Genomic DNA, 21121 nt, shown 5'->3' on the forward strand with positions numbered 1-21121 from the left:
TCTTTTTTAAATTATTGTGGAAATAGTTCTGTTTAGTCTCTTGGAAATAGTTATAATCTTTTCGCAATCAGGGTCTTTTTCCATATCTTTGAATTTAGATTTTAACTCGTCCATCTGAGATTTAGTAATATTGTTTTTAACTATGTGACCATTATATAAAACTGATAATATAGCAATAGTTTCAGGATCTAATTTTTCATTACTAAATGCTTCTTCTGTTAATTCATTTTTTAGCTTATTTTGTAAGGTAGTGTCAGCAAAATAATTATTATATTTGTTGAAAATAGTTCCCTTAACTTCTTTTCGAACAACATCTCGAACAGATAATGAATCACCAATTTGATTGTAGATAGGTTTAGTTACTTTTTCACTATTCATAGATCGAAGAACGTGAACAACACTCTTACCCTGATTTTTATTAATAAGCTGGAAAAACTGATTTAAGTATTCTTTTTCAGGAGGAAGAACCTTCTTGATAATAACGCTCTTCTCCGTTAAATCAATAATGTCATTTATAGCAAGATCAAAGAATGAACTGGCAGCTAAAAAAGCTCTCTTGCGACTATTTGTATATATCTTTGTACTACCTTTTTCATCGCAGGCCAGTATAAAATATTTTTGTGGAATATTATAATTCATATGAACTCCTTCATTGTGCTAATAAAAAGTCTATTTCTGGAGCAATACTGGACTCTACAAAGTTAAGTCCCTTATCTGCCAAATGAATTCCATCATTCTTCAAAAATTCATCTTTATTACCATAAGACATTTTGTGCAAAATGTCCAAATATCTAAGGTTATGCTTTTTAGAAATATTTTCTGTTATGAGCTCAAACTGCACCTGTCGAGTCCAAGGATAATCAGGGTTTTTAGTCCAATCGATATATTGTGGCGACAGTAAAATTAATTTCTCTGTACCGAAATTTTCGATTAGTTTAGTTATGTTGTAAGCATATTTGCCCGGTTTTATATCATCAACTACACAGATATCATTGATTCCAAATCCTACGACAATAACATCAGGATCTTGATTACTAATGGTGTCTAATTTACCTGAGATAGAATTTGAATTATCTTGATCTTTAGATAGATTAATGAATTTATTATCAACAGAATTTTCTAAATGCTCACTTTGAAAATTTGTTAGAAGTGAGTCCCCGATTAATACTATTTTCTTCATAGTATGCCCCTAAAATGTAAAATGTTCTATAATATTAGAATACCAGAAAAATAATAAATGTTAATGAATATAATCAACAATGAGTGGGTATTTTTTATATGAACAAATTAAATAACTATGATTCATTTACGCGTGAAGAATGGCGTGATTTTCATGGAGAATATGACAAAAAACCAATTACAGATGAAGAGCTAGAAAATATAAAATCTTTAGACGATGAAATTTCTATTGACGATGTAAGAGATATTTATGCTCCAATTAGGCATCTATTACACATTTATTTGAAGAACCATCGCAAATTAGTAAAATTGAGAAATGAATTTTTAGGTCAGAAGAATGTGCAAGTCCCTTTTATAATTGGTATTTCTGGTTCAGTTGCTGTAGGAAAAAGTACTACAGCTAGACTTCTAAAAGTATTAATTCAACGAGCTTATCCTCAATATAGTGTGGAACAAATGACTACCGATGGATTTTTGTATCCAAATAGTATCTTAGAAGAACGAGGAATTTCCGAGAAAAAAGGATTTCCAGAAACATATGATATGGATAAATTGTTGAAGTTTTTAAGTGATGTCAAAACTAAGGGTGAGGAAATCAAGTATCCGCTATATTCGCATAATATCTATGACATAATTCCAGATCAATATAATTCTGTTAAAAATCCTGATATATTGATTGTTGAAGGTATAAATGTTCTACAATTATCCGCTAATCAACAAATATACATGAGTGATTATTTTGATTTTTCTATTTATATAGATGCAGAAGTTGAAAATATAAAATCCTGGTTTATGAACCGATTTGAATCATTATTGGATATTTCTAAAAATGATACTGAAAGTTATTATCATCAATTTACAAAGATTCCTCGTCAAGAAGCTATTGATATGGCTGAGGAAGTATGGAATGAGATCAATTATCCAAATTTAAAGAATTATATAGCACCAACAAAAAATCGTGCCAATTTAGTTTTACATAAGTCCAATAATCATCTTGTAGATCAAGTTAGTTTAAGAAAATACTAGATTTTAATTTTGCATTATTATCTTTATTTATTATAAAATAACTTATCAAAGTAAAGATTTAAATAAACCATATATTCTATGTGAGTGGTAAAATTAATCTTAATTAAATAATGAATTGAATAGGGAGAATTATAAATTATGAAAGCAGTAGTAATTAACGAGTATGGTAGTAGAGACCAACTAAAAATGACTGATATTGAAATACCAGATATTGCAAATGATGAAGTATTAGTTGAAGTTAAGGCTACATCAATTAATCCAATTGACTGGAAATTACGTGAGGGTTACTTATCTGAGATGATTCCACTTGATTTTCCAATTATTCTAGGATGGGATGTTTCAGGGGTCATTACTAGAATTGGATCAGATGTAACTAACTTCAAAGTTGGGGATAAGATCTTAGCTCGTCCAGATCTAACAAATCGTGGTACTTATGCTCAATATACAGCAGTTAAGGAAGATAAGTTAGCATTACTTCCAGATAATGTGTCTTTCGAAGAAGGTGCAGCTCTTCCACTAGCTGGACTTACAGCTTGGCAAGGAATCTATGATGAATTAGATGTTCAACCAGGTCAAAAAGTTCTCATCCAAGGTGGTGCTGGTGGTGTAGGAATTATTGCTATCCAAGTTTTAAAACACATTGGTGCAACTGTGGTTACTACTGCCAGTGCCAAGAATGCCGACTTCTTAAAAGAATTAGGTGCTGATCAAGTGATTGATTACAATACTGAAGATTTTAGTGAAGTCTTATCAGATATGGACGCGGTATTTGATACTATCGGTGGAGATACTCTTGATAAAAGTTATAAGATTTTAAAACCAGGTGGAAAACTAACTACTATCGCCGGTGCAGTAAATGAAGATTTAGCTAAAGAAAATCAAGTAACTGCTACTTCATTGTGGTTATCACCAAATGGTGCTCAACTAACTGAATTAGTTAATCTAGTTAGTCAGGGAAAAGTTAAAGTTATTATTGATTCAGTTCAAGAGTTTAGCGAAGATGGTTTAAAGAAAGCTCATGAAATTAGTGAATCACATCATGCAAAAGGTAAAATAGTTGTAAAAATGTAATAAAGATTGCCGAAAGGCAATCTTTTTTTGTTAAATAAAAGATAAAAAATAAATTATTAGCTATAATGATTGGTAATTAATATAAAGAAGGTTATAAAATATGAAATTTGACACAAAACTTATTCATGGTGGCATTAGTGAAGATAAAACAACAGGTGCTGTTTCTATACCAGTTTATCGATCTTCAACATTTCATCAACATAAATTAGGTGGAAATCCCGACTGGGAATACTCACGTTCAGGTAATCCTACCAGAGCAGCTTTGGAATCACTGATAGCTGATATTGAAGGAGGAACACATGGTTTTGCATATGCTTCTGGATTAGCAGCAATTCATTCAGTATTTTCTCTATTCAAATCAGGTGACCATATAATTGTTGGAAATGATGTCTATGGTGGAACATTCCGTTTGATTGACAATGTATTAAAAGAAAATGGATTGGAATTTACTTTTGTAGATACATCCAAAATAGAAGAAATCCAATCAGCCATTCAAGAAAATACCAGAGCTGTATATTTAGAAACACCAACAAATCCTTTGTTAACAATTTCAGATATTGAATTAATAGCTAATTTAAGTCAGGAAAATGGATTACTTACAATTGTTGATAATACCTTTGCAACACCTTTCAATCAAAATCCATTAAAACTAGGTGCCAATATAGTGCTTCACAGTGCTACAAAATATTTAGGTGGCCACAGTGATGTTGTTGGGGGATTAGTCGCAACTAATGATGAAAAATTAGCAGAAAGATTGGCTTTCCTACAAAATTCTATAGGTAGTGTATTAGGACCAGATGACTCTTGGTTAATTATGCGTGGAATTAAGACACTAGGCGTTAGAATGAAAGCACATCATCATAACGCTAAAGTTATCTATGACTTCTTAAAAGAAAGTTCAGATGTCGGCAATGTCTTTTCTCCTGGTGACCCTGATTCTAAGGGCTACGAAGTAGCTAGACGTCAAATGAAGGGCTTTGGAGCTATAATCTCATTTGAATTAGCTGAAAATGTTGATGTAACGAAATTTATCGAATCATTACAATTAATTACTCTAGCTGAAAGCTTGGGTGGAATTGAAAGTTTAATTGAAGTTCCTTCAGTTATGACACACAGCTCTATTCCACGAGAAATTAGATTAGAAAATGGTATTACAGATCAACTTATCCGTATTTCTGTTGGTGTTGAAGATGAAGCAGATTTACTAGACGATTTGCAACAAGCTATAAAAAAGGCAAAATAAAAAGCTATCACATATTGTGATAGCTTTTTTATTTAATCTAGAGCAGCTAGTTTGTTAACAATTCCTTTATAGAAGTTCATAACTGGCTCTTCAAGTTCAGGTGCTTGTTTAGCATCTAATAATGCAAAGTCTTTGTGATCCCAACCATTGATAGGATCGTTGTATTGCCATACACCAGTTTGAGAATCAGGTGTTTGATCATCACGAGCAGCTGCTTGTCCAAATGGATATTTAGCTGATATAACTGGAACTTCACCATCGTTAGGCCACCATTGTGGATCGTTGCCATAGTGTCCAATCAACCATGATCCAGCAGGATCAACAACGTTCATAGTATCGATAGGGTTGTAACGTCCTGTTTTTGTTGGATATGAAGCTAATCCAGAATAAGTAAAGTAGTGAACGTTGCTACCTAAATTAGTTCTAGCATTTATAGCGTTAGCTCCATCAAATGTTAGATCGTATATTGAGTTGTCATTTGAGTTCCAGATTTTACTCTTAAGAACTTGTTTTTGGTAACTAACAAGAGATTGACCCGGTTTGCGCACTAGGCCCCATTGATCTAATTTATAATCATTTGAGATTACAACATTTGGAACTTTAGCAGAAACAATTGCTCCTGTGTAAAGTAAATTTCTAACAGCTTGTAGATTACCAACTGTTTCAGCTGTTGGTGTACCGTTATTTGGTGTTGCTACTGTAACTACAGAATCAACCCAGTTGTGTCCACCTCTGAATAATGGACTAGTACCATCTTCACCAGACATCTGTAATTCTTTTTGATCACCATTTCTAAGTAGAGAATCAAGATCTCTAATTGTTTGACCACCCATAGAGTGTCCTACTAAATGAATAGGGTGATTTTCATCCCAATCAGGATATAGTCCAGGATATGTTCTACCATATCTTTCATGGCCATTAACAGTAGAGTGGGCAGCACCATAGTCTACAGTACCACCTTTGATGTATGCGTAAAGTTCACAGGCACGATCCCAATCGCTACCAAATGGGCTTACAACACCTTCATAGACTGTATGTCCTGTTTCGTTATTTAGGCGAGTGATGATATCTGTGGTTTTGCCACCCCAGTATAGATTGTCGCCATCTTCACCACGACCCCAACCAGTTAATCCGTGGACGAAAACAATAGGATCATTATTATCGGCATATGTAGTCTGTTGGATTGTGAAAAGACCAGTTACCCCAATAAGAAGTGAAAAAATAAAAGCGTATATAAAATTCCGTTTCTTCATAATTAATTAACCCCCTGATTAATTTATATTCTATATTATTACACTTGTAAGCGGTTACTGCAAGTGCTATCAAGGGTTTTAGGATTTTGAATATGATAAGTAAATCACAATAAAATACATAATTTTGAAATAAATCTCACTTTAAATAAAACATCTAAGTAAAATAATCAGAAAATTAGAATATGATTTTTCACAAATGAAATTAATTGAATTTGTAATATGTGAATAAATATTCAAAGTTTTTATTTTTCTACAAAAAAAGCTTGTTGAAATTAAAAATATTTCAACAAGTCTTTTTCTTTTAACTGAGCTTTTTCTTCAGAATTGAAATCTGAAATAATTTGTCCATGTTGCAAAATAATCAGACGATTCCCATACTTCATTGCATCTTCTAGATTATGTGTAACCATCATACAGGTAAGTTTTTCTTTTTTGATAACTTCATCTGTTTTTTCCATTAGTTCATGACTGGTCTGTGGATCTAGCGCTGCAGTATGCTCATCTAGCATCAATAGGTCTGGTTTTTGAATTATCGACATTAAGAAGCTAAGAGTTTGGCGTTGACCACCAGATAATTTATTAGTAAATGTGTTTAAACGATTATCTAGTGTTTTAAATTCACTTAAACGCTCTTCAAACTCTGGTAAATGTTTCTTTAGATTTCTAAATATTAATCGACGCTTTAGACCACGTCTTTTTGCTAGCAGAAGATTTTCTGCAACTGTCATTTTTGGTGAAGTACCAAATTTTGGATCTTGATATACGCGAGAGATGTATTTACTTCTAGTATTTAAATTTTTTGAAGTAATATCTAAATTATTCAACAAAATTTTTCCGCTAGATATATTAAGGGCGCCAGTGATGGAATCGAATAAAGTAGATTTACCAGCACCATTAGTTCCAAGTATTACAATAAAGTCTTCAGGATAAATTTTTAGAGATACTCCATTTAAGATATTAATATCTTCATTTTGATTATAGATTGTTTTAGTTACATTATTTAGCTCTAGTAGAGGTTGCATTTGATTTTACTCCTCTCTTTAATGTGTGAATAAACTGTTCGCGAATTGTTGGTAGAGCAAGGCATAGTGAAAGTATAATTGCAGAAATAAGTTTCAAATCATTAGGGTTAAATCCTAATTGAAGAACAACCATTAAGATTAATCGGTAAACGATACTACCAATAACAATTGTAATAATACGAATATTTAGAGGTACATCTGGATAGATAACTTCTCCAATGATAATAGCTGATAGTCCGATAACAATGACCCCTATACCCATATTCACATCAGCAAATCCATTTTGTTGAGCTATTAATCCACCAGTTAGGGCAACAATGCCGTTAGAAGACATCAATCCGATAAACTTCATACGAGTAGTATTAATACCAATTGATGATGCCATAATTTCATTATCACCAGTTACAATAAGTGCTTGTCCTTTTTCGGTATTTAGGAAAAGCATCAGTAATCCAATGATAATGGTTATTAAAATGATTCCTAATATAATTCCGTTAAAGTTTACAGGTAGTTTATCCATACCATATTTATTAAAGATATTTTGTGGTTTAGTTAAAGACATATTGGCTTTGCCCAAAATTCTTAAATTTACTGAATATAGACCTGTCATTGTAAGTATTCCAGATAGAAGTACTGGAATTTTGAGTTTGGTATATAAGAAAGCAGTAACAAAACCTGCTAATGCACCATAGATAAATGCAATTAGTAATGAGAACTCAGAAGAATATCCCTGTTGAATAAGCATTATGCTGGTCACAGCACCCAGGGGAAAAGATCCTTCAACTGTCATATCGGGAAAATCTAAAATTCTGAAAGTGATGAACAAACCCACAGCTAGAAGTGACCAGATTAATCCCTGACCAATAGTAGAAATAATTAAATTCATTTGATAACCTGACCTTTCTTCTCAGCTTTATTAACTAGTGAATCGGGGAACTGAATGTTTAATTTTTTAGCTTGTTTTTCATTTAAAATAAGATGACCATTTTTAATAAAGGTTACAGGTATATCTCCTGGTTTTTTACCCTTTAAAATTTTTATAACATCTTCACCAGTTTTTTGACCTAGTTCATATTGACTTATACCAACAGTTGCTAGGCCACCATCTTTTACCATTGTTGTAGCGGCAGGGAAGACGGGAACATTATTTTGACTAGCTATTTTTGACAATAGTTGCATACCGCTGGCAATAGTATTGTCAGTAGGAACATAGATTGCATCAACATTTTGTGATAGATCTGTAGCAATTTGATCGAGATCATTTATACTGTTAATCGTTTTGACATTAACTTTCAAATTTTGTTTCTCAGCTAATTTTTGCATACGTTTAGCTTCTGTTGTGGCAGACATATCACTTGAGGTATATATGATTCCAATTGTTTTTGTATTTGGCATAATTTGCTTAATTAAACTAAGTTGTTGATCAATTGGTGCTTGATCAGATACTCCAGTAATATTTCCACCAGGTTTAGTATTACTAGGTATAATTCCAAAACCTTTGGGGTCAGTGACAGCACCCATTACTATAGGTATATTTGAAGTAGCACTATTGAGTGATTGAACAGATGGAGTAGCTATTCCAACGGCAACATCTACGTTGTCCTCAACAAATTGCTTGCTGATAGTACGCAAGTTACTTTGATCACCCTGCGCATTTTGAAATTCTATTTTTATGTTTTTACCGTCAATGTAGCCATTCTTTTTCAATGTGTCGTCTAAACCACGATTTATCTCATCAAGAGCAGGATGGGACATCAGTTGTAGCACACCTATTTTAGGCATATCGTTTTTAGCTTTTTCGGTATCATTTTTAACGTAGAAAAACGCAAATACTAAAAAGCAAAATAGTACTATGAGTGTTCCGTACACTCTTTTTGTATGTTTATTCATGAATGTCGATTCCCCTGATATGTATTAAGCATTTTATACAGAATATTTTAAGGTTTAACAATTGTCAATTAAGTTAGATAATATGGTAGTAAATAAAGAGGACATTATATGAAAAACTGGGTAAAGATAATAATTATTTGTCTAATTGGAATAGCAATTACAGCTCTCACTCGAATAGATTCTGCAATCTATAGTGATCCTATTGTACAGGTGACAAGTGTAAAAACAAATTATCAAAGTACCGAAACGGATGAGTACAAAAATGAGGCTAAAATATATAATCAAACAATCACTGGTAAATTTTTAAATACTAAAGATAAAGGTAAAACAATAAATTTAACCAATCAGTATGATAGTTCTTTGCTGATGACTCAAAAATATCGAGTTGGTCAACAATTAGTGGTTAAAAAGAATTCATCAGAGTACTCAATCTATTCACAGAAAAGAGATACCGTTGTTGTAGGTTTAATTTCTTTAGTTGTATTAATTCTATTTTTGATGAAATACGATAGAATTCGACTATTTTTAAGTATTGTACTAAATATAATTGTGTTTGTTATTTTTATGTACATTATCATTAATGTTCCAAAGAGTATTTTATTAATATCTGCAATAATTACAGCATTGCTGGTAACTATAATCTCTTTGGTGGTAATATTGGGACCGAGTTTTAATGCGTTAGTGGCTTTTTTGAGTACCACAATATCGACTACTTTAGCGATTCTATTAAGTATATTTTTGATGTATTTATCTAATAATCAAAATATTCATTTGGAATATTCTGATTATGGTTTGCAGCCATATTTTATGGTTTTCATTTCCGGAGTCATCTTTAGCGTTTTAGGTGTAATTATGGACGAGACAATGGACATTACAGCGTCTTTAATTGAGATTAAACAAGAAGTGCCAGATGTGCAGGACGGAAAATTGTTTAAATCTGGTATGAATATTGGTAGAGAATTAGTCGGACCATTAATTAATATATTATTGTTTATTGTAGTGGCAGAACATTTAAATATTGTTTTCCTATATCTAAGCAATGGGAATTCTATCAATTATACTATTGATATGACATTGACTTTAGGAATCGCACAATTACTAATAAGTAGTATCGGTATATTAATCACAGTTCCGATAACTAGTTTTATTGCTACAAAAATTATCAATAGGAGGGTTGCAAAATGAGTTATTTATTTATTGCGTTTATCCTCTTAAGCATAATTGTGATGGGAAAGAGAAGTTTAACATTTCTTTTTGGATTAGGAATTAATGTTGTTTTAATATTAGTTTTAGTAATTTTGATTGCTGATGGTTTTGATCCGATTATAACAACAGTGGTAATCTCCATTTTTGTTTTAGTAATAGCTATCTATTTGAGTGTAGAAAATTATGATACTGCTAATACCGCGTTTAAAACTTCTCTAATTATTATGTTATTGATACTTGGTATTACATTTTTAGTTCAATACTATGCTAATTTCCAAGGGATGTGGATTGAAAATCAGGAAGAGTTAGAAGGCTTTTCCTTACAGTTAGGTATATCATTTCCCGAAATTGCGATAGCAATTATAGTTATTAATAGTTTAGGAGTTATTTCGGAGACTAGTGTTGCAATTTCTAGTGGATTAAATGAAATCATTGATAATAAGCCGGATTTAACTGATAGCGAAATCTTTAATGATGGTTTTTCAGTAGGAAATAAGATTTTAATAACACAAATTAATACAATGTTACTTAATTTTTTTGCTTCAACATTTACTTTGATCTACTTGATGCATAGTTTAAAATTTACTAATTCAGAGTTTATCAATGATAAATTACTTGTTGCTGAGATATTAACAACGCTAGTTTGTATTATAGGGGTAATATTTACAGTCCCTATAACGTCATATTTTACAGTAAATAATCACAAGAAAAGAGCATAACCAATGGGTTATGCTCTTTTTATGATATGTCACTAAAAATACTTTGAATTAAAATAGACACTTTTTCTTTTGAAGCCAGTTTATTTAATTTATCAAGATAATATGAACTTTTTTCGTTAATGGCAAAGTGCTCATTATTTTCTAATGCTTTTAAGTCGTTTAGTAATTTTTTTATTATTATGTTAGCAGAAGATTCATTATTTTCTATTTTAACGGAGGCATCTTCAATCAAATTTTTGAAAACAACATTATTGTCAGAATTATCAGCGATAGAATCGTAGAGTTGATCTAAAAGTTTTAAAGCCGTGTCCTTATGTTCAATAAATTTTCTAGTCATCATTAATCACACTTTCCTATTCCTTCATCAATTATGTTAACACGTCATCAAGAGAATGATAAAAATAATGTTTTATTAAAATAACTCCTTGACTTAAAGTTAACTCTAAGTTGTAGGATTGTAATTATAAATTTGGAGGTTTTATCTATGAATGAAGATATAAAAACAAATAATATTTTTGGTTTAGGTGAAAAGAATGATGCTTATGCGCAATACTTCATCGGTCAAAGTTATTTAAAAATGCTTGTAGCTGATCCTGAAGTTGATGTTAATGTGGGAAATGTAACATTTGAGCCGGGATGTCGTAATAATTGGCATATTCATCATGATGGATACCAATTATTGTTAGTTACAGCTGGAGAAGGCTGGTATCAAGAAGAAGGTAAGCCTGCTCAATTATTAAAAGAAGGTGACGTTGTAACGATACATGATGGTGTAAAACATTGGCATGGAGCAACAAAAGATAGCTGGTTCTCACATATTGCCATAACAAAAGGTTCTAGTGAATGGTTAAATAAAGTAACTGATGAAGATTATAATAAATTATCAAAATAAGGAGATCAAATTATGGCTAAAAAACAAACTGCAGGACATGACATTTTGGGTGAATTTGCACCCAAATTTGCTGAGTTAAATGATGATGTACTTTTTGGAGAGGTGTGGAGTAGGGAAGACAAACTTTCTGCACATGATCGTTCAATGATAACTATATCAGCGCTTATTTCTGGAGGAAATTTGGAGCAATTAGATGCTCACTTAACTATTGGTAAGCAAAATGGTATAACTAAAGAAGAAATATCAGAAATGATTACACACTTATCATTCTATGTAGGATGGCCAAAGGCTTGGTCAGCTTTTAACAGAGCAAAAGAAGTTTATAAGGATTAGACATATGGATGCAATTGATGAACAAAAGAATTTAAAAATTGGTGAATTAGCTGACATAGTTGGTGTTAGTAGTTATACCATTCGTTTTTATGAAAAAGAGGAATTAGTCAAAGCACACAGAACCTCTAGTGGAATAAGATACTACACATTGTCTGATGTGAGTTGGTTGAAGTTTATTCTATATTTGAAAAAAACCGGTATGACAATATCAGAATTAAAAACTTATGTAAAACTAAGATCGCAGGGTGATTCAACAATTTCGGCGAGATTAGATTTGTTACATTCTGTTCAGTTGCGTTCTGAAAAAGAAATTCAAGCACTATTGAAATCGAAAGAGATTCTCGATGACAAAGTTCAGTGGTATGAAGATATTATTGAAAATGGCACTGGTAAGGATTTTGAAGAATTTCTAGTTGATAAAGGTCACTCTTATGACTAAACAAAAATCTCACTTGATTATCGAGTGAGATTTTTTATTTATTATTAATGCCTAAGCTATCTCTTGAACCTAAGTTTTTATCATGTGATAAATTGACTACTAAGTCTGCAATACCAGCTAATGTGACATCGTGACCACCAAAAGGCTCACCTTTTTTTATAATTTCATAATCAACATTAGAACTATTTTGGAACCAACCAGGTCTAATAATTGTATAGTTTAAGTTTGTAGATTCAATAATATCTGCAGCTTTTCAATAGCTAGATAAGATAGGGTTAAATTCTAAATTTCCATTAGATCCAATAGAATCAGGAATTTCATTATATATACCCATTGATGTTATAAACAATAATCTATCTATATTTTTTCTTTCCATAGCATTAATCACAGCAGTAGCTACAGTTGGTAGATTGCCACTAACTGCAACAAACACAACATCCTGATTATTTAAAGCATTTTCTATATCAGACTCTTTAGTGGCATCTCCTTTAATCGCGGTTTCTCGATTTTGATCTATATTTCCTAATCTGGAAGTATTTCTGACCATTAATGTTAAATTGTCATTTGTATGATTCAAAAAATAATCTCTAGTAGTTGCTCCTATAATAAGTATATTTGTCATTTTTATTTATTACTCCTTATAATTTTAAACATTGTAATACTTAGAGTTAACTATAAGTAAAGTTTATTTTTGAAAAAAGTAAATACTTTTAGTTTATGTTTTAATAGATATAAGACTAAGATAAGTGAGAAATTAAATGTACAAAAATAGATCAAGATTCATGCTACTATTTTACTTTTTATCACTAGCAATATATGATTTTATTCTCATTAGAGATGATACTTCTAGAGGTCTGGTTATACATCTAGAAAATCAACTACATCTGAGTCAAACCGGGGCAGAAGCTGCAGCAATGATTGGTACTCTGTTGATGAGTTATCTAGTTCTTTTGATAATTTTTGTGATTGTTAGGTTATTGATTGAGTGGATAACGAAAGAACGCAGTAGCGAGGTGAACGGTAGAATATTCAATACTTTAATATTATCTGTCACAGTGGCTAATGCTGTAGCAATTATTTTGTCAGGGTCATTTGACTTGGATATTATTGCAATTGTTCATCCAGCAGTAGTTTTGATAACATTTGATATTTTATTTTATTCCGAGAAAAATAGTAATAAGGTTAATCTGTACACAATTATGATTGTTAGCATAATTTATTTTGTTAACTTTTTGTCTTCATTGATTACTGTTATAAATTAAAAAAAGAACACCTATAAGGGTGTTCTTTTTTAATAATATTTCATATTTTCTGCGTCAACTGGATCGCCATAGTTTTTAACTGATTTTTTAATTATTTTTTTGAATTGTAAGCTAGCATCAGATTTAGACATACCGGTTTTTACTAGTGTATCCATCATATCTTCACTAAGATCATTTGATACAGCCAGATAGTCGTCTTGTCCATCACTCAAGGATGAGCTAACAGTAGAAACGTTTGATAAGTTTAATGATTCTAAATCTTGAATCCATCCGTTGTAGTATGTAAATAATTGATCGTATTCACTAATAACATTTTCAACATCTTTTTTATCGGCTTTAGTTGCTCTTAGTTCATTTTTATACTCAGTAGCGTTATTAGCAATTTTATCTTTTTTGTTTGTTAGATTTTCTTGAGTAGAATTTTGAACAGATTCGACAACTTGTTGATCAATACCATCTTGAACCATATAACCAATGTTTCCAATTTGACTGTCATAGTAGGCTATTGTAGTTTCCATTTTGTAAAAAATATCTAATATTTCTTTTTGTTCTTTTTTGCTTAGTTTCTTTTTATTTGTAACTTTTTTACTGGTAGTGTTTTCTTCTTTAGCAGTACTTTTGCTTGCTGTATTTGCACAAGCAGAAACAAAAATGCTTAGTAATAATATCAATGTAAATACTTTAAATAATTTTTTCATAAATCCCCCTAGTTATAGTAAGAATTATATCATTGGAATATTTAAAGTGTACTAGTTCCCTTTATTTCATTAAATTAGTATAATTAAACTTAGATGGAAAATTTGAGAGGTACTATATTGTTTAATCGTGGTAGAAAAAGAAGACTTTTAAATAAAGAAGCTCAGCGTATTGTTGCTCAAATGCTTAGGGAAGTAAATGACGATAAGTACGTTGATATTAAGCAAGAGCTTTTGGAAGCATACAATTATCTAGTTAAAGAGCACGCTGATCCAGAAGATATTATTAAGGGTTTAGCAAAAGATTTATATTCTAATGCTGTTAAAGATCAGTATACATTTTCAAGACCTTTTGAAATAAATTTACAGAGATTAACAGAATTAGTTAAATAAAAAGAAGAATACCTTAGGCATTTTTCTTTTTTGTTTTTTGGACATCAGAAACTAGTAATTTTATAAGTTCACTATCTCTATCTGAAGTAACTTTTTGCCCTTTATCTTTGGACCAAGTATAGAAACCTTGACCAGATTTTAAACCAGTTTTATTTGCATCTACTAATTTTTTTAGTGTGGGATCTTCGCCCTTATTATCTTCTAAATCTGAATATAGGTATTTACTTATTTTATCAAAAACATCTAATCCACCTAAGTCTAAGCTTTCAAGAGGTCCTACGAGGCTCCAACGTCTTCCTAGACTATATTTCATTAGTTCATCAATATCCTGCGGAGTGGCAACTCCTTCTTCAACTAAGCTAAGTGCTTCACGTATAAGTGCCATTTGAAGTCTATTTCCAACAAAACCAAGAGTTTCTTTTTTGAGAGCAACTGGTTTTTTATCTATATTGTGCATTAGTTTTATAGTGGTATCTAAGACTTCTTGCGATGTGCTTTCACTTGGAACAACTTCAACAAGAGGCATAAGTTGTGCAGGATTATAAAAATGAGCGACAACAAAACGTTCTTTGTGCTCAAGATTTTTACTAATTTCTGTGGGGCTTAACCCTGATGTATTTGTTGCAAAAATAGCATCTTTTGGAGCTAAACTTTCAATATGTTCCCAAAGATCTTGTTTTATTTTCAAATCTTCCACAACTGATTCAATGACGAAATCTGCATTTTCTAAACATGCTTCTATATCCATTGTTGGGTGAATCCTATCCTGGATAGAAAGAAGGTCATCTGAATTGATTAAACCAGCATTAACAAATGAATCTAGATCATTATTGATATTTTCGACACCTCGATTAAGCCCTGCCTCAGAGTGACCTATCAGGTTTACGTCATAACCAGCCATTGCAAATTGTAACGTTATGCCATGACCCATGGTACCAGTACCAAAATTAGCAATTAATTTAATATCTTTCATAATTAATAACCTCCACTTGTATATTCAATAATAAATCAAATAGGGTATATTTAGCTAGAAATAAATATTTTAAATAAAGTGAATTATAGTTCCAGATTCAAATAAAATATAAGCACCTATTATTATATAAATTGATGATGTTATATATTTTTGCCATTTATCAAGGATACTAGAGATAACAGGTGCCTTTGAAATAAGGTAACCAATGTAACAAAAAATAGACATCATAATAAAGAATGTAATTAACATAATAGGAATCTCAGAAATATTTATTTGGGAGAAAACAGGTATATAAATACCGAGATTATCTGCACCACACGAAGTGACTGTTATAATAGCTACATTTATGACTATATGTTTATTTTTTAAAAATTGAGCACTTACCTCAGAATCATCATCATTTGAAATTAAAATTTTAATACCGAATATAATCGGAATAATACCAAGTAATCCTAATATCCACTCATCTGGTACAAAATTTAAAACGAGTCCAAATAAAAGTGATACACCGATAAGAACACTTGTACCTAAAAAATCACCCCAATAGATTAGCCATCTCTGATTTTTAGTTTTAATACCGCTAAAGAGAATAGTTAATATAATTAAATAATCGATACTGGTCGAGCAATACGCAGCAATAGTTAATAAAATGGTTTTCATATAGTTCTCCCTTTAATACCTATATGTTATCTTAATTTTTTGAAAAAAGATGAGATGTTGATTTTATTTACGGAAGAATGTAATTTTAAGGTAAGATTAATCTGTTTTATTAATTTAAAAACTGGAGGGAATATGCTTTACCTAGAAAATTTTACTTTTCCGACGGAAGATCAAGAATGGAGATTTTTTATAAATCAAGAATTGAAAGTGTACAACAGCTACTATCCTTTTCAAACGATAGTAAGCAAAGGAGTTCAAACCATAAATTTTGAACCAATAACAATACTTAGTGGTAGCAATGGATCTGGTAAGACAACAATTCTTAATGTTATTTCTGAAAAACTAAAGCTTAGTCGAGAAACCCCATATAATCGAACTAATTTTTATGAAGAATATTTGGATATGTCAGATTTCAATCTTTCTCATGAACTAACGCCTAGTAGCTGCATTATCACCAGTGATGATGTTTTTGATTACATGCTCAATATTAGAGAAGTCAATGAAGGTATTGATAAAAGAAAAAGTGAAGTGTATGAGGAATATTTAGATGCTAAGCATGCAAATTTTCATTATCATGGACCAGAAGACTATAATAAATTAAAAGAAATAACAACGGCACGTAGACAGACTCAATCCAAATTTACACGCGAACATGTAATGGATAACATTCGGGAACAGTCCAACGGAGAGAGTGCGTTCAATTATTTTACAAAATTAGTTAAAGATGATGGGTTGTACATTTTGGATGAACCAGAAAATTCATTGTCCCCAAAATTACAAATTGAATTAGTGAGATTCATTGAAGATTCTGCTAGATTTTATAATTGCCAATTTATTATTGCTACTCATTCACCGTTTTTACTTTCTATAAAGTATGCCAAGATATTTGATATGGATTCTAATCCAGTCACTACAAAAAAATGGACTGAGTTAGATAACGTAAAGATATATCACGATTTTTTTGATAAACACAATAAAGAATTTTAAATAAAAAGCTAACTAATTAATAGTTAGCTTTTTTATTATAGTTTAATAACAACTTTACCTTGTAGATGTCCGTTACGTACTTTATCTATTGCATCATTTATCTCAGATAAAGAAAATACTTCAGGATCAATAGCAGGAACTATTTTATTATCGTCAATTATTTTTGAAAGTTGCTTTAGTTGAGAACCATCATTTTTAACAAAAATAAAATTATAACTAACACCATGTTCAGCCGCTTTACGATCTAATTTTTTGCCTGCTAAACTGAATAGCATTTTTTTCAAACCTGTGAAGTTATAATATTCAGCAAAATTTTTGTTTGGTCCACTAATTAGAGAGAGAATTTTGCCACCTTTTTTCATAACAGACAATTCATGATCGTATTCTTTGGTTCCAAGTGTATCAATAAGATAGTCTATCTCAGAAAGCTTTTCCCAGTAGTTATCGATCTTGTAGTCTAAATATACATCTGCACCTAGAGCGGTAATTCTTTCTCTAGAGTCAGCATTTCCTGTGACGATAACTTTTAAACCTAAACTTTTAGCAATAGGGACCGCTAATTGACCAAAAGAACCAGATCCACCAGGGATCAAAATAGTTTTTCCAGACTCAACTTTCATTATATCTTTTAATGCTTGAATTGCTGTCAGACCTGTTAAGGGGGCTGCTACAGCTGTTTTTAAATCTAATGAATTGGGAATTTTAGCTATAGTTGAGCTATCTAGAGCAATATATTCAGCAAATCCTCCGATATGTTCAGTAGGTAATCGAGTATATATTTCATCACCAACTTTAAAATCATGAACGTTAGAACCAACTTCTTCGATAACTCCTGAAATTTCATTCCCTTGAGTTTGTGGTAGTTTGTAGTTTTTTATTAATTTGATTTTTCCAGTGCCAACAAGTATATCAAGTGGATTTACTGCGGCATAACTAATTTTTATTAAAACTTCATTTGATTTTATTTGTGGTTTGTCGATGTTGTTAATTACTAGTTTGAAATCGTCTTGGTATTTAGTTAATTGAGCTGCTTTCATTTTTAATAATCTCCAGTAACGTTTTTCTTTTTTTGTAACTGATGATAATATAACACCTTTAGTTTCAAAATTCAAAAAATGTAACTAAAAATGTTATAATATTTTCAATTGGAGGCGGATATGGCAAATTTATCACGACAGATAATCATCGATACCGCATTAAAATTGGTAATCGACGAGAAAAAAACAAATATAAAAATTGAACAAATTGCAGATCAATTAGACGTAACACATGCCGCAATTTATAAATATTTTAAAAATAAAAACGAGTTATGGCAATGTGCTTCGATATGTTGGTTTGAAGAAAACATTGTCGCATCTATAAAGCTGAAATCTAGTTATAAAAGTAATACGGATGAACTATATGATTGGTTGTGGCAATTTGCCAATGCCAAGAAAAGAGCTGCAAACGAACATTTAGAGATATTCAACTTGATTTCTATTTATTTGGATGATCATCCTTCTGAAATAAGGAATGTATTAACACCAAGTTATCGCTACATCAATGAACTCATGAATTATAGAGATGAAGATTTTAGAAAATCCGAAGCAATATTATCTTGTTTTGCGATATTTACTTTGCCAAGTTTTAAAGAAACTTGGAATCGTTCAGATTATAAGCAACGATTTGACGATATTTGGAATATGATATTACCTGGATTATGAAATATATATTAACTTTCAAATCGTTGAAAAAAGCTAACCCATAGGGTTAGTTTTTTTTTTATTTTATAGCATTTCAAAATATTTATCTAAGTAGATTTTATTAGCGATGGCGGTTATTACATTTTGTAACATTATCTTTTCTTCAGGTTCATTAGAGCTATCAAATTCGCTTAATTTTTGTCGTGAAAATACTTTATTTAATATATCAATTAGCTCTGAGCAAAAATATTCATATGATTCTTGAACATTATGAGTATCTGCCTGAACAGATAACAACTTATTGATGTCTTCTAGAGAAAGAACTACCTTTGAAATCGCAATAAAGAATAAAATTACGATTTGATCTCTGGAGTACTGCTTTTTAATAGGACTATCTATTAATTTTTTCTTTACGTAGTTACTGATCATTGAATTAGTAATAGTAACATCACCCAGTGGTTCCAGATATTCATTTAAATACTTAACAGTTTGTTCGAGATATAGGCCAACATTAGGAATCTCTTTATAACTTGGTAATGTGAAGTTTTTGATAGAATCAGCGATAGTTTTTTGCGACTTTTCGTCCATGTATTTACACCTTCTTGAGTATAAATTATATAAGATGCGTTCATAAAGTTCAAATTAGTTTCTTAAAAGTATTTATGAAACTTTTGACAGGTTTTTGAAAAACCGATAGAATATAGAAAAACGGTGAAGGTGTTTACTATGACATTTAGAATTATTTCAGATTCCTCATCAGATGTTAGAAATTTAGATAATAAATTATATAAACAGGTCCCTTTAACAATTATTGCAGATGATGTTGAGTATAAAGATAATCAAGAATTAGATATTAAAAAAATGCAGATGAGTCTTTCAAATGCAAAAAACTCAGGAACTTCATGTCCTAATATTGACGAGTGGATGACAACTTTTGAGGGTGCAGACAATATATTTGTGGTGACTATCACCAGTCAACTATCTGGGAGCTATTCATCAGCTGTACAAGCAGCTGAAATATTCAAAGAAAAAAATCCTAACATTAATATTAAGGTGATAGATTCAAAATCGACAGGACCGGAAATGGGTCTAATCATTGAAAAGTTAGATCAAATGATTGAAGAAGGACTATCATTTCAAGAAATTGCGGATAATATCGTTGAATATCAGCAAAAAACAAGATTGCTCGCTGCTTTGAGTTCTTTGGATAATATGGCAAAGAATGGTCGTGTTAATTCAGCGCTCGCTAAGTGCGCTAAACTTTTAAATATTAAGATGATAATTACCGCTAGTTCAGACGGAAAATTAGAACTTGTTACTAAAGTAAGAAGCCAAAAGAAATTTTTAAATACATTGCTAGAACAAATGAACTCCAATGGCTACTCAGGTGGAAAAGTAAAAGTTAACCATGTAAATAATCCAATTTTAGCTGAAAGTATACAATCATTGATTAATCAAAATTATCCGCAAGCGATTGTTGAAATAACTCCTTGCCAAGGATTGTGTAGCTATTATGCTGAAGATGGTGGAATTTTAATTGGATACGAATTGAAATAATTGTAAAAAAAGTTTACCCTAAGCTTAATAATTTGGGGGTGTTTTTTATGGAGTATTACAAAGTATCCGAAGATATAACTCTAAAGAGTCTTGATATTTCTCAGGCGGAAGAAATATATAATGCAGTAGATGAAAGCAGAGATACTCTTGATGAATGGTTAAGTTGGGTAGAAAAAACTAAATCTATTGAAGATGAAAAAAATTCAATTAATATGTTATCTGAAAAAATATCCAACAGGGAATTATGGTTAATGGTTATTTATTATCAAGATAAATTAGTTGGAATGATTGATATACATAATATTCTTGATGAACATCATCGAGGTGAAATTGGTTATTGGCTTAGTGATAAGTATTCCCATAGGGGCATTATGCATAATTCTCTCAAAAAAACGATAAATGTAGCATTTAATAATTTGGGAATCCATCGTTTGGATTTGCTTGCTGATATCGATAACCACCCCAGTCGAGCTGTGGCAAAAAGTGCTGGATTCACAGAAAAAACAATACTCAAAGATTACTTGTTTAACAAAGGAACATATCGAGATGTGGCACTGTACTATCTAATAAATCCCGAAAATTAACAACTATATCGTTATCCGTGTAGTTGTTTTTTATTTGCCTTGTATTATTATATTT

26 protein-coding genes and 1 pseudogene are annotated in these 21121 nt (G+C 31.0%); 14 read left to right on the plus strand and 13 right to left on the minus strand.

What is annotated here, in order from left to right:
- Positions 1-6: 6 nt before the first annotated feature.
- Both CS873_RS01665 and CS873_RS01670 read right to left on the minus strand, forming a co-directional pair.
- Positions 7-639, minus strand: coding sequence for a GPP34 family phosphoprotein (locus CS873_RS01665; protein ID WP_099974156.1), 633 nt, complete (start codon positions 637-639; stop codon positions 7-9).
- Positions 640-649: 10 nt separating this feature from the next.
- Positions 650-1180 carry an SGNH/GDSL hydrolase family protein gene (locus CS873_RS01670; protein WP_099974157.1) on the minus strand — a complete coding sequence of 177 codons (531 nt, stop codon included), beginning with the start codon at positions 1178-1180 and terminating at the stop codon, positions 650-652.
- 98 nt (positions 1181-1278) lie between these two features.
- Between CS873_RS01670 and coaA the strand changes: the two genes are divergently transcribed.
- The 3 genes from coaA to CS873_RS01685 all read left to right on the plus strand — a co-directional run bounded on the left by coaA (position 1279) and on the right by CS873_RS01685 (position 4519).
- Positions 1279-2205, plus strand: coding sequence for a type I pantothenate kinase (gene coaA, locus CS873_RS01675; protein WP_099974158.1), 927 nt, complete (start codon positions 1279-1281; stop codon positions 2203-2205).
- Positions 2206-2343: 138 nt separating this feature from the next.
- Positions 2344-3276: an NADP-dependent oxidoreductase gene (locus CS873_RS01680; RefSeq protein WP_099974159.1), complete on the plus strand. Its 933-nt coding sequence runs from the start codon at positions 2344-2346 to the stop codon at positions 3274-3276.
- 100 nt (positions 3277-3376) lie between these two features.
- Positions 3377-4519: a trans-sulfuration enzyme family protein gene (locus CS873_RS01685; RefSeq protein WP_099974160.1), complete on the plus strand. Its 1143-nt coding sequence runs from the start codon at positions 3377-3379 to the stop codon at positions 4517-4519.
- Between the two features lie 32 nt (positions 4520-4551).
- Here the strand turns inward: CS873_RS01685 and CS873_RS01690 are convergent, their stop codons facing one another.
- From CS873_RS01690 to trpX, 4 genes are all read right to left on the minus strand, one after another.
- On the minus strand, positions 4552-5772 hold the full coding sequence (locus CS873_RS01690) for an esterase/lipase family protein (protein ID WP_099974161.1): 1221 nt from the start codon (positions 5770-5772) through the stop codon (positions 4552-4554).
- A gap of 272 nt (positions 5773-6044) precedes the next feature.
- Positions 6045-6794 carry an ABC transporter ATP-binding protein gene (locus CS873_RS01695; protein ID WP_099974162.1) on the minus strand — a complete coding sequence of 250 codons (750 nt, stop codon included), beginning with the start codon at positions 6792-6794 and terminating at the stop codon, positions 6045-6047.
- Complete coding sequence (locus CS873_RS01700; RefSeq protein ID WP_099974163.1) at positions 6769-7680, minus strand: ABC transporter permease; 912 nt, start codon at positions 7678-7680, stop codon at positions 6769-6771. Before CS873_RS01700 ends, CS873_RS01695 begins: the two co-directional genes overlap by 26 nt.
- Positions 7677-8684: a tryptophan ABC transporter substrate-binding protein gene (gene trpX, locus CS873_RS01705; protein ID WP_099974164.1), complete on the minus strand. Its 1008-nt coding sequence runs from the start codon at positions 8682-8684 to the stop codon at positions 7677-7679. The genes CS873_RS01700 and trpX overlap by 4 nt, the downstream gene beginning before the upstream one ends.
- A 108-nt stretch (positions 8685-8792) precedes the next feature.
- Here trpX and CS873_RS01710 point away from each other — a divergent pair, with 108 nt between their 5' ends.
- Complete coding sequence (locus CS873_RS01710; RefSeq protein ID WP_099974165.1) at positions 8793-9869, plus strand: YibE/F family protein; 1077 nt, start codon at positions 8793-8795, stop codon at positions 9867-9869.
- The gene (locus CS873_RS01715; RefSeq protein WP_099974166.1) at positions 9866-10609 is read left to right on the plus strand and encodes a YibE/F family protein; all 744 of its coding nucleotides are present in this window, start codon (positions 9866-9868) and stop codon (positions 10607-10609) included. The genes CS873_RS01710 and CS873_RS01715 overlap by 4 nt, the downstream gene beginning before the upstream one ends.
- 19 nt (positions 10610-10628) lie before the next feature.
- Here the strand turns inward: CS873_RS01715 and CS873_RS01720 are convergent, their stop codons facing one another.
- Positions 10629-10949 carry a hypothetical protein gene (locus tag CS873_RS01720; RefSeq protein WP_099974167.1) on the minus strand — a complete coding sequence of 107 codons (321 nt, stop codon included), beginning with the start codon at positions 10947-10949 and terminating at the stop codon, positions 10629-10631.
- A 144-nt stretch (positions 10950-11093) separates the two neighbouring features.
- Between CS873_RS01720 and CS873_RS01725 the strand changes: the two genes are divergently transcribed.
- From CS873_RS01725 to CS873_RS01735, 3 genes are read left to right on the plus strand one after another with little or no spacing between them, the layout of a single operon-like run.
- A complete protein-coding gene (locus CS873_RS01725; protein WP_099974168.1) occupies positions 11094-11501 on the plus strand; it encodes a cupin domain-containing protein in 408 nt (135 codons plus the stop codon).
- Between the two features lie 12 nt (positions 11502-11513).
- Positions 11514-11834, plus strand: a complete 321-nt coding sequence (locus CS873_RS01730) for a carboxymuconolactone decarboxylase family protein (RefSeq protein ID WP_099974169.1) — start codon at positions 11514-11516, stop codon at positions 11832-11834.
- Positions 11835-11838: 4 nt separating this feature from the next.
- A complete protein-coding gene (locus CS873_RS01735; protein ID WP_099974170.1) occupies positions 11839-12273 on the plus strand; it encodes a MerR family transcriptional regulator in 435 nt (144 codons plus the stop codon).
- Between the two features lie 34 nt (positions 12274-12307).
- On the opposite strand, the pseudogene CS873_RS01740 reads toward CS873_RS01735, so the two are convergent.
- Positions 12308-12895 (minus strand): annotated as a pseudogene (locus CS873_RS01740) (NAD(P)H-binding protein).
- Positions 12896-13031: 136 nt separating this feature from the next.
- On the opposite strand from CS873_RS01740, the gene CS873_RS01745 reads away from it, so the two are divergent.
- Positions 13032-13535: a hypothetical protein gene (locus tag CS873_RS01745; RefSeq protein ID WP_099974171.1), complete on the plus strand. Its 504-nt coding sequence runs from the start codon at positions 13032-13034 to the stop codon at positions 13533-13535.
- 29 nt (positions 13536-13564) lie between these two features.
- Here CS873_RS01745 and CS873_RS01750 read toward each other — a convergent pair whose 3' ends face one another.
- Positions 13565-14233, minus strand: a complete 669-nt coding sequence (locus CS873_RS01750; protein WP_099974172.1) for a hypothetical protein — start codon at positions 14231-14233, stop codon at positions 13565-13567.
- A gap of 117 nt (positions 14234-14350) precedes the next feature.
- On the opposite strand from CS873_RS01750, the gene CS873_RS01755 reads away from it, so the two are divergent.
- Positions 14351-14623, plus strand: coding sequence for a hypothetical protein (locus tag CS873_RS01755; RefSeq protein ID WP_099974173.1), 273 nt, complete (start codon positions 14351-14353; stop codon positions 14621-14623).
- 13 nt (positions 14624-14636) lie between these two features.
- Here CS873_RS01755 and CS873_RS01760 read toward each other — a convergent pair whose 3' ends face one another.
- The gene (locus CS873_RS01760; RefSeq protein ID WP_099974174.1) at positions 14637-15596 is read right to left on the minus strand and encodes a 3-hydroxyacyl-CoA dehydrogenase family protein; all 960 of its coding nucleotides are present in this window, start codon (positions 15594-15596) and stop codon (positions 14637-14639) included.
- A 69-nt stretch (positions 15597-15665) separates the two neighbouring features.
- Positions 15666-16256, minus strand: a complete 591-nt coding sequence (locus tag CS873_RS01765; RefSeq protein WP_099974175.1) for a cadmium resistance transporter — start codon at positions 16254-16256, stop codon at positions 15666-15668.
- Positions 16257-16388: 132 nt separating this feature from the next.
- On the opposite strand from CS873_RS01765, the gene CS873_RS01770 reads away from it, so the two are divergent.
- Complete coding sequence (locus CS873_RS01770) at positions 16389-17243, plus strand: AAA family ATPase (protein WP_099974176.1); 855 nt, start codon at positions 16389-16391, stop codon at positions 17241-17243.
- A gap of 35 nt (positions 17244-17278) precedes the next feature.
- On the opposite strand, the gene CS873_RS01775 is transcribed toward CS873_RS01770, so the two are convergent.
- Positions 17279-18280 carry an NADP-dependent oxidoreductase gene (locus tag CS873_RS01775; protein WP_099974177.1) on the minus strand — a complete coding sequence of 334 codons (1002 nt, stop codon included), beginning with the start codon at positions 18278-18280 and terminating at the stop codon, positions 17279-17281.
- A 120-nt stretch (positions 18281-18400) separates the two neighbouring features.
- Between CS873_RS01775 and CS873_RS01780 the strand changes: the two genes are divergently transcribed.
- Positions 18401-18946, plus strand: coding sequence for a TetR/AcrR family transcriptional regulator (locus tag CS873_RS01780; RefSeq protein ID WP_099974178.1), 546 nt, complete (start codon positions 18401-18403; stop codon positions 18944-18946).
- Between the two features lie 63 nt (positions 18947-19009).
- On the opposite strand, the gene CS873_RS01785 is transcribed toward CS873_RS01780, so the two are convergent.
- Positions 19010-19513, minus strand: coding sequence for a DUF1836 domain-containing protein (locus CS873_RS01785; protein ID WP_099974179.1), 504 nt, complete (start codon positions 19511-19513; stop codon positions 19010-19012).
- A 138-nt stretch (positions 19514-19651) separates the two neighbouring features.
- Here CS873_RS01785 and CS873_RS01790 point away from each other — a divergent pair, with 138 nt between their 5' ends.
- The gene (locus tag CS873_RS01790; protein ID WP_099974180.1) at positions 19652-20482 is read left to right on the plus strand and encodes a DegV family protein; all 831 of its coding nucleotides are present in this window, start codon (positions 19652-19654) and stop codon (positions 20480-20482) included.
- Between the two features lie 47 nt (positions 20483-20529).
- Positions 20530-21066 carry a GNAT family N-acetyltransferase gene (locus CS873_RS01795; RefSeq protein WP_099974181.1) on the plus strand — a complete coding sequence of 179 codons (537 nt, stop codon included), beginning with the start codon at positions 20530-20532 and terminating at the stop codon, positions 21064-21066.
- The last annotated feature ends 55 nt before the right edge of the window (positions 21067-21121 follow it).

The organism is Companilactobacillus metriopterae (genome assembly GCF_002762335.1).
GTDB classification, from domain to species: Bacteria; Bacillota; Bacilli; order Lactobacillales; family Lactobacillaceae; genus Companilactobacillus; species Companilactobacillus metriopterae.